Genomic DNA, 14,645 nt, shown 5'->3' with positions numbered 1-14,645 from the left:
GTCGCCGGGTCGAGATCCGCATCGAACCATCGACGCTGGTGTTCTACGACCTCGACACCCGCGAACTGCTCAGGGTCCGTTCCGAACCCGCTCACCATGGACCAGGCCCGCCGACTGCGCGGCAGCCGGCCCGCCGGGCCGCCGCCACGCCCATCGGTCGAACCGGTCCGAGTGCAGCGCCGCGCGTCGAACTCCGGCGTGATCATGGTCTGCGGCCAGAAGGTCTCCCTCGGCCGTGACCACAAGCATCAAACCCTCACCATCGGGGTGTCCGAGACCACGATGGCGATCGAACTCGACGACGACGAACAGACCCTGGTAGTGCGCCGCACCACCACCCTGCCGGTTCGCAACATCAAGGCAGACCGACCACGTCAGGTCTCGTCGCAGTAGACCTCGACCGCCGCCGGAAACACCGACTCCAGGACAGGCCATTCCGGACGCTGCTTCACCGCGTCGACCCACTCCGGCAACTGTCTCCCGTTGCCGGGAAACCACCACTCCGTGTGTGATCCCAGTGCCTCGACCGCCGGCGTTGGCAGGTACTGGAGGTCGCAGTGGAACTGCAGATACTCGTCGGAATCAGGCAAGCCGAACTGCCTGGTGAGATCGAAGTGAAAGCGTGGCTCGCCGGAGAAGTCATGCATCCCGTACTGATAAAGAAGCCCGTCGGAGTCCGCCTCCTGCGGGACATCGAACTCGATCCTGCCGAACGCGCCGAACACCGACCACGCGCTCGCCGCGGTCAACGACCCAACGGTCAGGCCGGACCGACGCACAAGGTGTCAAACACCTCCGGCGAGCCCCACGGACTCGGCTGCCGACCAAGCATCACAAGACCCCCAATCGCACGCACCAGGCGACTAACCTATGCCAACAGGCCGACACGGCGGCCTCTCAATTTACTAGGCGAGGTGTCAACCATCAACTGGCACGGAATCGTCAGGCATCAGGTGGCACACGACAAGGTGCGGTCTCGGAGATGATGCGGGGACTACGCAGAGCGGGGCTACCTAGACAGTCCGGCGAATCGCTGATCCCAAAGATCTCTCACAGCCTTGTTCTGCCTCTTGAGTAACCACCTGCGAAACCTGCCTGGCGGTAGGCCGTGCCGGTACGACCGCTGCACCGCTCGATCTATGCCTTCGGCAAGCTTTCTCATCCCGTCGACGAGATCATCGGCATTCGTCCCTTCGATGTTCTTGTATGTAGCGACCCAATCCGGCATTCGGGTGAGTGTTCTCAGCGGGTCGTCTAACCCATTGAGAACATATCGACACTTCGGGCGAACCGATTTGAGGGTAGCGGCACCCGTCTTGCTTCGCTCGAGCCAGTTGCCGGGCTCCGCTCCATCGACTGCTCGTTGCCTGAGGATCTTTGCGCTAGCGACGACCTGATGGATCCCCTCTCCCAAATTGTCGAGGTGAGGTGTGAGGGCTGCGCGGTGAGACGCCCTCATCTCAGCGCGACGAGAAGCCAGCATGGTTCCAATCAGCGTTGCCAGCGTGCCGACAGCCGCGATGCACGCCGCCAGTAAGGTCGCTTGCTGAGTCGTCATAATCCCCCGATTGCTTCGATGTCCTTGCCCCCTTAGCAAGCTGCAGGCTACGGCGCCACAGTGATCGCGTGCCACAGTTCGTCGCTCGACCGAGTAAGCGGCGAGCATGCATGGTGTGCTTCCCATAGTGGCTGTGGAACGAGGAAGTCACTGGCTGTGCTGTCGCTGCGCAACAGCCTGATGCTCTGCCGCCTGCCGAGCCGGGCTGGAATTGGTGTGCAGGTTGTGCCTGATTCGCGCTGATTGTCAGAGGTGCGGTGGCCACTCGGACCAAGTTGGAGACATCGGTCGCTCCCCTCCTGATGCGAGGAACTCGTTGGTGGCTGTGCGGATCTCGTCGAGGGTGATCTCAGAGTCTTGGGGGTACTGCTCGTCGTGGCCCATGTAGAAGTAGAGAACTTCGTCGAGGTTGGACTTTTGGCCGACGGCGTACCAGGCGTCGTCGCCGGACATGTAGCGGATGGCTCCGACTTTGCGTTCGCCGTCGATGGCGATGCGCAGTTCGTGGTCCGGGAGGCCTTGGGCTGTGGCGGGGCGTTCGTTGATGTAGATGCCGGCGATCGTGTTGTCGCCGTCGTCGGTAGACAGTTCAAGGATCAGTGCGTCGATGTCTTGTGGGCCGGTGATCTGGGCTGGGCTGTTGGATTGGCCTCGCTTGTGGTTGGCGCGGGCTGTGTAGGTCATCGGCTGCTCCCGTCATCTGATGTGGGGTAGGTGCGTTTGAAGTTGTCGGGTGCGTAGATCGTCAGTTTCGCGCCGGGCGGGAGGAACCTCTTGAGCAGGTTCTCGCAGGAGAATTCTTCGTCGTCGCAAGGGACGTTGTTCAGGATCAGCCGTGCTCTGGTCAGCCCACGCTCCCGCATGAACATCGCGAACTTTATCTCGACGTGCGATGTCGTCCACAGACGACCGAGCCCGAGTTCGACCGCGAGATCGTCGGCCTGCTTGCGATATTCGTCGAATCCGCTGATCCACTCATGCCGCCGTCCTGCCTCGTCGACCCAGACACCATGTGTCTTGTCCTTGGGCTTCCGGACGGGGAGAGCGCGCATAACCCGGCTGGCGGTCGGGTCAAACGGATCTTCCGGTTCAGGCTCCGAAGCTCGTCTGCCAGGATCGCGCCAGGCGGCCGGTCCAAAGTGGGTACGGTCTTCCCGGCCAGGAACTGTTCTCTGACCGCTGACCATCTCCTGGACCCAGCCGCGCGCTTTGGGCGGTGCCAGGGACACATGGTGGGCGGCTTCTTCACAGCGCCTCGCGGCCTCCTCCAGTTGCGTTGCGGCCATCTGGGCATTCGGGTTGTTGCTTAAGCTGCCGATCCAGCCAGCTGACCCGCGATACTTGCCTGCGCGGTCGTGCAGGTACGCCACCACTCGTGGAATCTCGTCCAGGGTGGCAAGCAACTGCTGGGCGACTCGTTGCAGCTCCGAAGGCACATTTGCCGCCTCGGCCGGCTAGATCTGGTCGGCGTAGCTGCGACAACAGGCCTCAGCGATCTGGAGCGCCTGGACAGCCTGCTCAACCGACTTTCCCGCCGCATCGAGGACCGCGGAGATGTCGCGATCCGCGCCGGTAGCCGATCCACGGATCAGCGCCTGTACCTGTTCGCCGGATTGCTGAAATCGTTGCTTGAATCCGGCCAGGCTTGCAGCTCCTTGGCGGGATTGGTCGGCCAGACCATGGAGCTGCATCCTCATCTGTTCGACTTGCGACATAGCGGCCTCACTTCTCGAAAGTGATCGGTGAACAGGTCTCCACTCCCGAAGTGGGCGGGCATCGGGAGGTTTGGAGCGGCTGGCGCAGAGCAGCCTCGTCCCCTGATCCGCGCCAGCCGGTCTTTGGAGTCCCTGTCTGAGCCATCAGGGGAAACAGGGTCAGGGAGCTCAGACAGGGACGTTGGGATGACGGAACCGATGGGTGTGCAGCGATCACACGGCACCGACGAATGAGGACGACGACTCTCCGCCGGTTTCGCCAGATCAGGGGGTGGAGTTCGCAATGACGACCCGAGCGCCAGTCGCCCGCTCGAAGGTGTCCTTGACGTCGTGCGTGATGGCCAGGGCGGCGAAGTGCAGTCGACTCGGGATGACCACGGTCGTCACCTGGTAGCGGTTGACTGCCGCGATCAGGGCTTCGAACGCAGCCGGTGTCGTCTCGGTTTCCTCGGTGTAGATCGTTCCCATCGCGAAGCCCTCGATCTCGGCGAACTGCTCTAACTGGTCCTTGATGTCGGCCAAATCGCCGTCAGTCATGAGCAGGTGCTTGAGGACGTAGCCAAGGACGAGTGGGCGCGTGTAATCGACGTCGCTCAGCGCTCCTCGTCCTGCCACTGCCGGAACTTGGCTACTATGCGCCTCCAGAGCACCGCCCACCAGCGCCGACGACGCTGTCCCCTCACGAGAGGTCTGCATCTGGCATCACCGCGCTTGCCTGCTCATTTGTCACCCGCAGGCTAAGGAAGCGACGTCGCATCGCTGCTTCGTACGAGGCGGCCGACTCTGGATCACTGATGAAGTCGGCGATCAGATGCTCACCGAACCAGACGCAGACCCTGCGGTCCGTCGGCAGGACAGGCTGGCCAAGTCTCATCATTCGCCACGCACCTCTCGCGCGATGTCGCGCAAGATGAAGCCGTACAGCACGGCAGCGATGATCGTCAGCAGCCACATCTGGTGATTCACGGCCCTCACGTCCCCGGTTCGGTTGATTCGTGGAGCACAACCATCCGATGACGGAGCGTGATTGGAAACGACACCGCCGCATATGCACATCGCGGGATATGCGTGACATACATACGAGAAGTTCGTCACCGGTAGTGTTGAGCCTGTGACGCGCTACGAGCGGCGGCTCTGTCGTTCATGCGGCGCATACTTGGCGGCGGACAATCGCGGCGACCAGTGTGGGCCGTGCTGGCGGCATGCCCCCGACCTGGCCCTCAATGCGCCGCGCCTTGCTGAGACCTTCTGGGAGGCAGCCGCGCTCGTCGAGGCTGCAACTGAGCGGCATTTCGGCAAGTTCCTACTGGCCTACCGCAAGCTGCAGCGGCCCGAACCGACGCAGGCGTTGGTCGGGCAGTGGCTTGGATTGACGCAGGGGCAGGTAAGCCGGATCGAGCGCAGCGCGATGCCCGTGCGCGATCTCGACAAGCTCGACCGCTGGGCACGTGCCCTGCATATTCCGCAGCAACTGTTGTGGTTCAGCTTGACGGCTCACCCGATCGACCAGGGCGATAGAGCTGATCTGCCGACGCGTGATGCACGACGCGAAGGCAGCGATGTCACCGATGCATTCTCGTTGTCCGACAGCGGATCTATCGTGCGGGCAACGAAGCCTGCCGAGGGAGACGTAGTGCAGCGGAGACAGTTCATTAGGTCGGCCGGCGTTGGCCTCACGGCGGTCGGGGCGAGCCTGTTGGTAGGCGCCTCGCCGTACCCGAACGAACGCATGAAGCGGGGGATGCCTGACGTCGGCGCCGAGATCAGAGAGATGACCCAGGTCTTTCGCCGACTCGACAACCGCTACGGCGGCGGCCACAGCCGTTCGGTTGTCACCTCTTATCTGAACTCAACGGTTACGCCACTACTCAAGGAGAACTCCGCGACCGGTCGAGGCCGATCAGAGCTGTTCGCCGCGGCGGCGGAGCTCCACCACTTGGCCGGTTGGATGGCGTACGACACCGGCCAGCATGCCGACGGCCATACTCATCTACGGCATGCACTCCGTCTCTGTCATGAAGCCGACACCGATGCACTTGCGAGTGAGATGTTGGCTGGTATGAGCCATCAGGCAGCATTCCAAGCTGCACCGGATGGCGCTGTCGATCTCGCGCTCGCAGCTCAGCACAGTGCGAAACGATGCGGCTCGAAGCTCTTGCAGGCCGAGGCTGCGGTCATGGAGGCACACGGCCTCGCGCTGCAGGGCGACAAGGCGAGTTGCCTTGCCGCTTTGAGCCGCGCTGAGGAGGCTTTCAACCGGGCTGACGCTGAAGAGCGACCGTCCTGGCTCACGTACTTCGACCACGCCTATCTGGCCGCGAAGTTCGCGCACACATTTCGCGATCTGGGCCTTCCTCATGAAGCCGAGCCGTTCGCCCGACGATCTCTTGAGATGACCGACGGATACGAGCGTGGTCGTCTGTTCAACACAGCTTTGCTCGCAACCATCCTGGCGGACCAACGTCGGCTTGAGGAATCCTGCGCGCTTGGAGTCGAGGCCACGACAATGGCCAGATCCGTACGATCGATGCGGGGCACAAGCTATCTGCAGGACCTCGGCAAGCAACTTTCGCCGTACCAGGACGTCAATGTCGTCAGCTCCCTCTTCGACGACATGATCGAGATCGGGATCTCACCCGGCGACTAGGTCAGCCGGTGCCGAACGCGAGAACGTGTAGCAGGCCGACAAGAGATGCCGCGCCGATGATCTGGCCGGCGTCGATGCGTTCGCGGATCGAGTCCAGAGCGACCCAATCGATGCGTTCCGCCTCATTGATGTCTTCCGGTTCACCGATGTAGTCGGCGCCGTCCGAAACGAACAGCAGGTTCTCGGCGTCCGTCGTACCTACGGAGGGCTGGAGCGAGACCAGCGGCTTCACATTCCTCGGACGCCAGCCGGTCTCCTCCTCGACCTCACGCGCGGCAGTGACAGCCGGATCTTCATCGGGATCGACGTATCCGCCGGGCAGTTCCCACACCCAGCGGTCGACGATGAAGCGGTGCCGCCACAGCATCAGTACGTTCTCTTGCTTGTCATCGAGCACGATCATCATGGCTGCCTTGGGCATCCGCAGGACGTACTGCTCAAACTGCACACCATCTGGCAACTCCACCGATGCGATGCTCAACTGCAGCCGACGAGTGTCGTCAATCAGGCGCTCGCCGTGGATCTTCCACAGTGTGGGTTCTGTACCACCGTCAGCTGTCACGCCACGACAGTACCAACGCGCATCCCGTCCTTGCGGCACACCAACCAGCGGCTGTCTGCGGCGAGCGACACCAGCGAGCGGACTCGCGAACCGGAGGGCGATGGTAGGTCTGAAACGTCGCGACATAGCCGTACAGATCAGGACGTCCGCGTGGGTTCGTCGACGCTGGGCTGAGCGCATTTGCATGTTATGAGCACCTCGCGTAGCGCCGCGTGGACGTGCCGTAGTTCGGCGATTTGGACCTCCAGCCGATCGATCTCCCTGAGCAGTGCGTCAAGGCGCTGCTGGCTGCCTGCGGCGCATGCGGAAGGGGCGGTTTTGCGGCTTCGCCAATTGCGGAGGCGGCACAGATCCGTGCAGAACCGTTGGTCAGATCTGCCGGCAAAGAAGGTTGAAGCACAGTGCTCACACACTCGCCTTCGCGCACCCAGGCTGGCAAAATGTTGGTTGGAGGAGTTGTCCATATTGGCTCAACGGTCGGCGGACGATGCGTTCGAATAGCCGTTGCGTTCGGTGGAAACGCCTTAAGTGCAAGAAGTGTGCCGGTGATTGACCATGTCGGATGGGCCGCCACTCGCGCTAGTGGCACGGCCTCGCACCCGGGTGCTGCCGGAGTCGAGCCGCGCTTGCACGGGCGAGTCACCGCACGGCCGACACCACAAGACGGCCGGCTGCAGGCATCGAACTGCTTGTTTGGCCATAGCTAGCTTGGTCACCGACGCTCTGGTGCTGGGGGCAGGCTCCCTCTCCCAGCACGACGTCCCCGAGCCAGGTGCCGTCGGCTAGGTGCACAGATTGCGCCTCGGCAGCCACCGTGACGCGAGTGCCTTGAAGTCAGTGCTGGCTGATCCGCTCCGAGAGAGGTAAGCCACAACACTATGAGCGATATCGACCGCCTGGTATCGAGCGGCACGACAGCACGTCCACTGCGGGCCTACCTGATGACGTCCTGCCGGTGTACGCCGCTTCGCACGACGACCAGATGCACGACCCTTGGTTTCATCCAGATCAGTTCTGGGAGCGCCTGGTCGACCTGTACATGCCCGGTCGCGACTTCGAACTCGTCGCCGCTCGAAATGACGGCGCCGTTGTCGGCAACGCATTCGGCAGCCCACGAGACGAACACGGGACTATCTGGGACGAACTCCACTCGACCTACCCGAGTGGGGCCTGCGGGCCAACTCGGTGCCGATGTACATGTTCCGCGAGTTCGCAGTACACCCGCACCACCAGCGACGAGGTATCGGCCGCCAGCTTCACGATGTATTGGTTGCCCTTCGGTCTGAGCCGGTGGCCGAGCTCCTTGTGCGCAAGGACAACGTCGCGGCGCAAGCGGCATACCGGTCCTGGGGCCGGGTCCAGCTCGCCGAGAAACAGCCATTTCCGGACTCACCAATTTTCGTCCGGCTGGTGTTGAGGCTGGCGCGGCACTGAAGAAGCCTTACCTGCGGTCGACCGTCCGATCCGCGCAAGCGAGCCTTTGGCAACGGACCTTGAGCGGCGGAGCAGACCCAGTCTGCGTCAAGCCTTACTCCACGTAGTGACGCCGCCATCACATGCGCCCGCTGAGGGGTCGTCTTCCGCCAATCGCGAACTTGGATCGTCTCGACCGTTGAGTCTGCGTGGCCGTTCGGAGTGAGCCGGACGGACGATCGCGCGGGAGGGTCTGGTGGCGAAGCAGCCGTTGCCGTTGGGGACTTGGGGGACGATTTCGTCTCACATCGTTCACAGGGACGCCAAGGGGAGGGCCGACAGGTTCGAGGCGAAGGCGAGGTACCGGGACTTCGACGGTCGTACTCGGCGTGTGACTGCTTGGGGGAAGACTGCGACTGGGGCGGCGAACAACCTCAGGACGAAGTTGACGACTCGCACCAAGTTGCGGGGGTCTGCAGAGATCAAGCCTGACAGCCGCGTGTCGGTAGCAGTTGAGTTGTTGCTGGCTGAAGTGAAGGAGCTTGGTGAGCAGGAGGTCATGGCTCCTGGGACGTATCAGACGTATCGGTACCAGTACGACAAGAATCTTGCTCCGCGGATTGCTGAGGTCCGACTTCGTGAGGTGACGACGCCAAGGGTCAACGACGTCATCAAGGCGATCAGGGAGGAAGTCGGGGCAGCTAGCGCCAGGACCTGTAAGAGCATCCTGTCTGGTGCGCTCTCGCTTTCGGTTCGGCATGGGGCTTTGGATGCGAATCCTGTGCGGGAGATCAAGATCCGGCCGGGGAAGAGGCGTCAGCCGCCCCGGGCGTTGGAGGCCGAGGAGAGGGACGCTTGGTTTGAGCTGCTGCGGCAGGACAAGCGTGCTGTCCGGGCCGATCTTGTGGATCTCTGCAAGTTCATGCTGGCTACCGGTGAGCGGATCGGTGAGGCCCTGGCTGTCACCTGGAAGGACATCAACCGGGAAACCGGCGAGGTCGACTGCAGCCATCAGATGCAGAGGCTGAGAGGCCAGGGGTTGGTGCGTCGCCGGGTGAAGTCCGCTGCAGGTGAACGGAAGCTCTTCCTGCCGCAGTGGGCGCTTGAGATGGCGCGCACTCGATGGAGGGCGGGCACGTCGGAGGACTCCCCGTTCTTCCCCGACTCTGTCGGTGGCTTCCGTGACCCTCACAATGTTCAGCACGCGCTGCGCGACGCGCGTCGTCCCGTCGGGGGGCAACGGCGGATCGAGCTGGGGCGGACGTTGAGATCCCATCGTCGTAAGGCTGGTCTCACCCAAGTCCAAGCAGTTTCGAAGCTCGGCTGGCGAAAGACCAGAATCAGCCTAATCGAGACCGGTCGCGTGAGGTTGGCGGCCGAGGAATCGGTAATGTTGGCCGACGCATACAGGTTGAGCAATGGTGACCGTGCGGCGTTGCTGGAGCTGACTGAGTTGGCTGGTATGCGGTCGCTAGCGGATGAGTTGGCCTGGGTTACCGCTCACGTTTTCCGGAAGACGACGGCAACGATTCTTGAGGATGCCGGGCAGACGCCGCGGAGGATTGCTGACCAGCTTGGGCACTCCAGGACGTCCACGACGGTCGATGACTACATCGGTCGACGGGCACGGAATCCGGAGGCGGCGGGGCACTTGGAGGATGCATTGCGGAGCGTTCACGAGCAAGATCGGCTGGCGTCGGGCGACGTTACGCCCTAGGGGGATTCCGATCATCAGGCCGGCGTGGCTGGATTTAGCCGTCCCATCGACCAGACATCTCGCGGACGGGGGTGTGCCCGGCGGCCCGGATAAGGCTGGGTGGCTGAGAAACGAGCATAGCTGGGAGTGACGGAGGCGCCGCTGGTGCCCCACACACCTTCCTAACCGGTCATCCGCCACCGTTTGAGCATTCGCGGAGAGAAATATCGGCTGAAGAGAGAGGCAATGACGGGACTCGCTGTTGTTGCCGACCGGCACGATTCGAGCCCATTCCGTGTAACGGACAGCAAACGATGTTCGATCAAGGAGTTAGGGATGGGGTAGTGCTGGGGAGGAGCAGTGGGCTGCTGGTTCACTGCCGAGGGGGCTCTATGGCTATGGCTTTGCGCAACTGCTCAAGCGCAAGATCTGCTCGGGTTCAAGATCGAGCTCCAACTGGCGGTCAAGGTGGTGTTCAATCGCAAGTTGGTGGACCTGCTGGTCACCTCTGGCAGCGAGGATGTGTCTAGCAATGGTGGAGCCGACGTACTCTTCCTGGGACTCGGACGCTTGGGAAGCGTTTGGAGTGCTACTGCTCCGTCAGCGGTACGGGGTCAAGTTGGTTCCGGTGCCCGATAAGTCGGGTGGTGATGGCGGCCTTGACGCTTACACGACCGAAGGTGTCGCGTGGCAGTGCTACGCGCCTGAGAATGAACCGCTCACCGCGAAACAACGATATGGCCTGCAGCGCCACAAGATCACAACCGACCTCAACAAGCTCGAAAAGTACTCGGACCGAGTCCGCGAACTTCTCGGGGGGACAGTACTGACTGAATGGGTGTTGCTGACGCCCAAACATGAGTCGGCAGACTTGGTTGCGCACTGCGCCACGAAATCAGCACACGTTGTGGCAATGCAGTTAGATTTCATCGCCCCTTCATTTCGTGTCCATGTTCAAGATGTGAGCGACTTCACGGTTGAAAGGCGGATTGTGCAGTCTGCCGGATATTTGCCTGAGGGGCTCCATAAGTCAGCTAAGCTGCCGGACCTAGATTCGCTCGGCGTGCCGTTCTCGGAGGTCACGGGCCCTCTCATCGAAGTGATGGATGGCAAGTTGAAGAAGGTCGTTAAAGTCGCCCGGGATAGAGCTGTCCTACGCGGTGAGTTGCTCAAGGCCAAGATCGCGAGCGACGATCACCTTGCGAAATTCGACGACCACCTTCCCGACGTCGGCGCGAAGCTTCGAGACGCGATCGCACGAGCGAAACGACGCATCATGATGGAACAGGCGGCCGAGCCGTTCACGAAGAGGCATCTGTGGTCGGTTGAGGCTGATGTTCAGGAGCGGATCGCAGGCGTGGTGCCAGAACTCAAGGGTGAGGCCACAGAAATCATTGCTCAAGGATCCATCACGCAGTGGTTGCAGGAATGCACGATGACGTTCAATGGTGAGGATGGCGAGTCAGACGGCGCCGACGGCCAGGAAGCGGCATCGTGAATGAGGACCGGCCAGGCCAGGATCAGATCGGGGGTCCACGGGGAGAACCGACAAGGGGACAGGTCCCACCAGGTCTGACGTCTCGGCTTGGCATTAGCCGGCTCGGCGACCCTGAAATGGGCGCGGGCCTCGACGCGATTGTGCGATTCCAGCATCATCGGACGGTACTTCCGGCGGCTAACCGGATTCCCTGGCGCCTGTCACTGCTAGTGCTCGTGGTGGCGAAATGCAATAGTCAAACGGCATCCGTTGGCACGCTCCACCTACTCATGTGGGGGCTGCGCGGTAGAACACCGCGCGCCTTGCTTCAGGCATGGCTAACTGGCGTATCGCCTGCGGACCTGATCTCCTCCCGCATGGATCCGCAACTCGAGACCACTATCCGATTGGCCGCTGCTGAGCAATTGGTTGAGCTGACCGCCACTGGCCGCGTTCACCTGCTTGAGCGCGGCAAGGAACTCGCGGCACTAATCGATGCCGAATCGAGCCTACTTGCAGCGGAGAAGGAAGCCTTGAGCAGCATCCGGCCGTTGAATGACAGGAGTATCGCGATGAGGATGGGGGGAGCGCTCGATGGGACTTGAGTTTCGTGCAGTTCGATTCCATGTCGAGACGGCGTCCGGCCGCGCCGGTTACGCCGCTCGGTTCGGTTCGGGTATGACTGTGGTCCGTGGCGGCAACACGATCGGTAAGTCGCTTCTACTCCAAGGCCTGCTTTATGGCGCCGGGCTCGAGAGTTTGTTCGCGACTCGCAAGGGCGTCCTCACACGTGCCATGACGCTTCAGATCGATCTCGATGATGTCTCCGTCGACGTTGAGAGCTCGTGGGTCGAGGTCGTTGTTGCGAACGGCGCGGGCGATGTGCTCACCCTCCAGCGAGTGGTGAAGCCGCGCTCAGGCAAGGTGGCGGCGACGGACTTGGTTCGAACCTGGGCCGGTGATGTTGTGGATTTGGAGGACCGAACGCCGAGTGTGGACTACCTCGTCGGTCGGCCCGGTGTCGCCACCGAAGAGCGTGGCTTCTATCGATTTTTCGCGGAGTTCCTCGGATGGCGGCAGCCGCAGGTCCCTACGTACAGCGGACGTACTGTGCCGCTGTACGTGCAAGTTGTATTCGGGCTCGGGTACGTAGACCAGAAGCGGGGTTGGGGCGGGACCGTCCCGCAGGTGCCGACGACATATCAGATCGTTGAACCACTACGAAAAGCAGTCGAGTTTGCGCTTCAGCTGGACGTCTTGATCGAGGCACAGCGGCGGCAGACTTTGCTAGAGCAGCAACGACAGCTGGCGAACCGGGAGGAGCGGCTGCGTGGAAGTCTGGAAGGCCTTGCACGTTTACAGGGGGCGCGGATTCGGTTCCCCGATCTCCCCCGAGTCAGTACAGTTGCTGTTGGCGGTAAAGGCTCGGGCACTGTAGTCCTCTCGCCGGCGGCCGAGGTACTTGTCGAGGATGTCTGGCTCGACCTCAGCGAGCGAATCGATCAGCTGCACCAAGTCCGGGTAAACCGCGGCATACGAGCGGTTGTTGAAACAGAGGAGCGTCCGGAAACTGCGGCTCTAGAGGTCGAGCTCGCCGATGCTGAGCGTGCTCTTGCGCAGATCTCCGGTCGACTAGAGGCGTTGAATCAGGACGAACATCTCCTGCACACTCAGCTGGGTGCTCTTGGGCGCCGGATGAACGCGCTGGACGACGAGTACGACAGGTACCGCCAACTCGATGCGTTGCAGCAGTTGGGTTCAGTGATCGCGCCACTCACGATGGACAACGGTGACTGCCCAACCTGCCACCAGTCACTTGAGGCTGTCGAAAGTATCGAGGGGAACGCACTGCCCGTCGCGGAGACTCGCGCGGCGATTCGCGAGGACCGGGAAACAGTGAAGAATTTGGTCGTCGAGGCTGAACAGCGGGTCGAGCTAGTTGCGGTACGTCGGGCGGCATGGTCGCAGGAGACGTCGGCCGCACGGCTACGGGTCCGCGCATTGAAGGCGGACCTGGTGGCGGTCGACGGAACTCCGTCCAGCAGCGCTATCCAGCTCGCCGTCGAGCAGGAACAGGAGCTTGCCCGGTTGCTGAACCTGCAGGCGCAGTTTCTCGACGACGCAGATAGTTGGACTCTGATCGCGATGGACTTAGCTGCAGTACAAGCTGAGCTGAGCGCGCTGGGAAGCACGCAGGAAACGGCGGAAGACAAGCAGCGGAAGGGCGCGTGGGTCGCCCGTCTACGTGAGCAGTTAGTCGAGTTTGGATTCGAGTCCGCTGTGCCAGCGCAAGTCGAGATCGACTCCACGATGAAGCCTGTGGTAGACAGCTACGACATCGGATTCCAAGGATCTGCTAGCGATGGCATTCGGCTACGGTGGGCTTACCTGCTGAGTTTGATGGAAACCTGCGCCGAAGTCGGTGGCTCTCACCCGGGCGTTTTGCTGATGGACGAACCGGGACAGCAGGGTGTAGAGCAAGACTCCTTGGCGGCGCTCTACCGGCATCTGCTTGCCACATCGCGTACATCCGGCCAAGTGTTCGTAACCACGAGCGAGCCGCCAGCCACGCTGGAGTCCTGGCTTGGGACGGACGGCTACGACCTGATCGACCTCGGCGCCGACCGCCTGCTGCGATGATGGGTTGGAGCAAGGGACGGTGTGCTTAGCCGCGGGCGTGCAGGCGATCCGATCAGATCTAATGGCTTCCTGTGCAGGCGTCGGCTGGCGCCATCGCAGTAGGCAACTGGCGGATACTAGGGCCAGAGACTCAGTCGGAGACCTGTCGGCACCACTCGTCCGCTTGCGGACTCGTACCGGAGGCTCGGTTCCGCTCGATCAAACGTTTGCTGGAGCTGCTCGAGTTCGCCTGCATGCGCCTCGTCGGGATGAATTCTCATAGGCCTGCCTCCCGTATGTTTCCGCAAGAGTGCTGCGACCATCCTCGATAGATCGTGGCAAGTTGCCGCGGAAAACGCCGACCGCTTCGGACAGTCCGGGACATCGACCGCCGCCGATGACTACACCTGTCGGCGGCGGGCTGGAAGGACTGGCGAGGGTCAGCTCGGGCCCGCGGCGCACGACGAGTCGCGCCGCGGACCGGGTCAGCACCGGCGGTTATCGCGCGGGAGCGTGCATACGCGGGCGCAGCCCGCAGGAGGTTGGGTGGGCGGGAGCGGGCGCAGCTGGCGCGACGAAGGAGCGGCTGCGGAGCACCCGTCGGGTAGAAACCCCTCAATGCGGTCAGTAAGCGGTCAGTTGGTCGCTCCAGCTGCATTCGCCAGAAGGCATATGTGCTGGTCAGAGAGCCGACGAGGGGACTCGAACCCCTAACCACCGCTTTACAAGAGCGGTGCGCTGCCAGTTGCGCCACGTCGGCGGTGCACGTCGGGGTGACCCCTTGGGTGCCGGACCATCGTAGAGGATTGCGAGGCCGGGGTGGTGCGGAGGTTGCCGGGCCGGGACGTCGAGGGGGTGAGCGGTGGGTGAGGCGGTGAGTGGGGACGGGGTCGCGGTGGGGGCGGTGGGGCTGCTTCGGGGTAGTCGTGGGTTTCGGGTGCTGTTCACGGCGCGGTCT

14 protein-coding genes and 1 tRNA gene are annotated in these 14,645 nt (G+C 62.4%); 7 read left to right on the top strand and 8 right to left on the bottom strand.

The window, feature by feature from the left end:
* Positions 1–96 precede the first annotated feature (96 nt).
* Positions 97–393, top strand: a complete 297-nt coding sequence (locus VFG33_RS12470; RefSeq protein ID WP_325025744.1) for a hypothetical protein — start codon at positions 97–99, stop codon at positions 391–393.
* Here VFG33_RS12470 and VFG33_RS12465 read toward each other — a convergent pair.
* The 5 genes from VFG33_RS12465 to VFG33_RS12445 form a co-directional block, all read right to left on the bottom strand.
* Positions 375–749, bottom strand: a complete 375-nt coding sequence (locus VFG33_RS12465; RefSeq protein ID WP_325025742.1) for a hypothetical protein — start codon at positions 747–749, stop codon at positions 375–377. The two genes, VFG33_RS12470 and VFG33_RS12465, sit on opposite strands and share 19 nt — an antisense overlap.
* A 1,055-nt stretch (positions 750–1,804) precedes the next feature.
* Positions 1,805–2,242, bottom strand: coding sequence for an Imm1 family immunity protein (locus tag VFG33_RS12460; RefSeq protein ID WP_325025740.1), 438 nt, complete (start codon positions 2,240–2,242; stop codon positions 1,805–1,807).
* Positions 2,239–2,994, bottom strand: coding sequence for a DddA-like double-stranded DNA deaminase toxin (locus VFG33_RS12455; RefSeq protein WP_325025739.1), 756 nt, complete (start codon positions 2,992–2,994; stop codon positions 2,239–2,241). The genes VFG33_RS12460 and VFG33_RS12455 overlap by 4 nt, the downstream gene beginning before the upstream one ends.
* An 18-nt stretch (positions 2,995–3,012) precedes the next feature.
* Positions 3,013–3,273 (bottom strand): hypothetical protein, encoded by a 261-nt coding sequence (locus VFG33_RS12450; RefSeq protein ID WP_325025737.1) that lies wholly within the window; start codon positions 3,271–3,273, stop codon positions 3,013–3,015.
* A gap of 264 nt (positions 3,274–3,537) precedes the next feature.
* The gene (locus VFG33_RS12445; protein ID WP_325025735.1) at positions 3,538–3,969 is read right to left on the bottom strand and encodes a hypothetical protein; all 432 of its coding nucleotides are present in this window, start codon (positions 3,967–3,969) and stop codon (positions 3,538–3,540) included.
* 415 nt (positions 3,970–4,384) lie between these two features.
* Here VFG33_RS12445 and VFG33_RS12440 point away from each other — a divergent pair, with 415 nt between their 5' ends.
* The gene (locus VFG33_RS12440; protein ID WP_325025733.1) at positions 4,385–5,920 is read left to right on the top strand and encodes an NsdA family TPR-like regulatory protein; all 1,536 of its coding nucleotides are present in this window, start codon (positions 4,385–4,387) and stop codon (positions 5,918–5,920) included.
* Between the two features lies 1 nt (position 5,921).
* On the opposite strand, the gene VFG33_RS12435 is transcribed toward VFG33_RS12440, so the two are convergent.
* Both VFG33_RS12435 and VFG33_RS12430 read right to left on the bottom strand, forming a co-directional pair.
* Positions 5,922–6,482, bottom strand: coding sequence for an NUDIX hydrolase (locus VFG33_RS12435; protein ID WP_325025731.1), 561 nt, complete (start codon positions 6,480–6,482; stop codon positions 5,922–5,924).
* Between the two features lie 934 nt (positions 6,483–7,416).
* A complete protein-coding gene (locus VFG33_RS12430; RefSeq protein WP_325025729.1) occupies positions 7,417–7,632 on the bottom strand; it encodes a hypothetical protein in 216 nt (71 codons plus the stop codon).
* 41 nt (positions 7,633–7,673) lie between these two features.
* Between VFG33_RS12430 and VFG33_RS41250 the strand changes: the two genes are divergently transcribed.
* The 5 genes from VFG33_RS41250 (at position 7,674) to VFG33_RS12410 (ending at position 13,708) form a co-directional block, all read left to right on the top strand.
* Positions 7,674–7,916, top strand: coding sequence for a GNAT family N-acetyltransferase (locus VFG33_RS41250; protein WP_414672948.1), 243 nt, complete (start codon positions 7,674–7,676; stop codon positions 7,914–7,916).
* Positions 7,917–8,151: 235 nt separating this feature from the next.
* Positions 8,152–9,612 carry a helix-turn-helix domain-containing protein gene (locus VFG33_RS12425; RefSeq protein WP_325025727.1) on the top strand — a complete coding sequence of 487 codons (1,461 nt, stop codon included), beginning with the start codon at positions 8,152–8,154 and terminating at the stop codon, positions 9,610–9,612.
* 607 nt (positions 9,613–10,219) lie between these two features.
* On the top strand, positions 10,220–11,089 hold the full coding sequence (locus VFG33_RS12420) for a hypothetical protein (protein WP_325025724.1): 870 nt from the start codon (positions 10,220–10,222) through the stop codon (positions 11,087–11,089).
* 356 nt (positions 11,090–11,445) lie between these two features.
* Positions 11,446–11,673, top strand: a complete 228-nt coding sequence (locus tag VFG33_RS12415) for a hypothetical protein (protein WP_325025722.1) — start codon at positions 11,446–11,448, stop codon at positions 11,671–11,673.
* The gene (locus VFG33_RS12410) at positions 11,663–13,708 is read left to right on the top strand and encodes a hypothetical protein (RefSeq protein ID WP_325025719.1); all 2,046 of its coding nucleotides are present in this window, start codon (positions 11,663–11,665) and stop codon (positions 13,706–13,708) included. The genes VFG33_RS12415 and VFG33_RS12410 overlap by 11 nt, the downstream gene beginning before the upstream one ends.
* Before the next feature lie 666 nt (positions 13,709–14,374).
* Here VFG33_RS12410 and VFG33_RS12405 read toward each other — a convergent pair.
* Positions 14,375–14,447, bottom strand: a tRNA-Thr gene (locus VFG33_RS12405).
* Positions 14,448–14,645 lie beyond the last annotated feature (198 nt).

Source organism: Kribbella sp. (assembly GCF_035687465.1).
Classification (GTDB): Bacteria; Actinomycetota; Actinomycetes; order Propionibacteriales; family Kribbellaceae; genus Kribbella.
This window is presented reverse-complemented; position numbering and strand designations above follow the sequence as displayed.

Excerpts from the sequence above, each read along its gene's own strand:
- VFG33_RS12470 (WP_325025744.1), top strand. The coding sequence starts at position 97 with ATGGACCAGGCCCGCCGACTGCGCGGCAGCCGGCCCGCCGGGCCGCCG.
- VFG33_RS12460 (WP_325025740.1), bottom strand. The coding sequence starts at position 2,242 with ATGACCTACACAGCCCGCGCCAACCACAAGCGAGGCCAATCCAACAGC.
- VFG33_RS12415 (WP_325025722.1), top strand. The coding sequence starts at position 11,446 with ATGGATCCGCAACTCGAGACCACTATCCGATTGGCCGCTGCTGAGCAA.
- VFG33_RS12450 (WP_325025737.1), bottom strand. The coding sequence starts at position 3,273 with ATGTCGCAAGTCGAACAGATGAGGATGCAGCTCCATGGTCTGGCCGAC.
- VFG33_RS41250 (WP_414672948.1), top strand. The coding sequence starts at position 7,674 with ATGTACATGTTCCGCGAGTTCGCAGTACACCCGCACCACCAGCGACGA.
- VFG33_RS12410 (WP_325025719.1), top strand. The coding sequence starts at position 11,663 with ATGGGACTTGAGTTTCGTGCAGTTCGATTCCATGTCGAGACGGCGTCC.
- VFG33_RS12445 (WP_325025735.1), bottom strand. The coding sequence starts at position 3,969 with ATGCAGACCTCTCGTGAGGGGACAGCGTCGTCGGCGCTGGTGGGCGGT.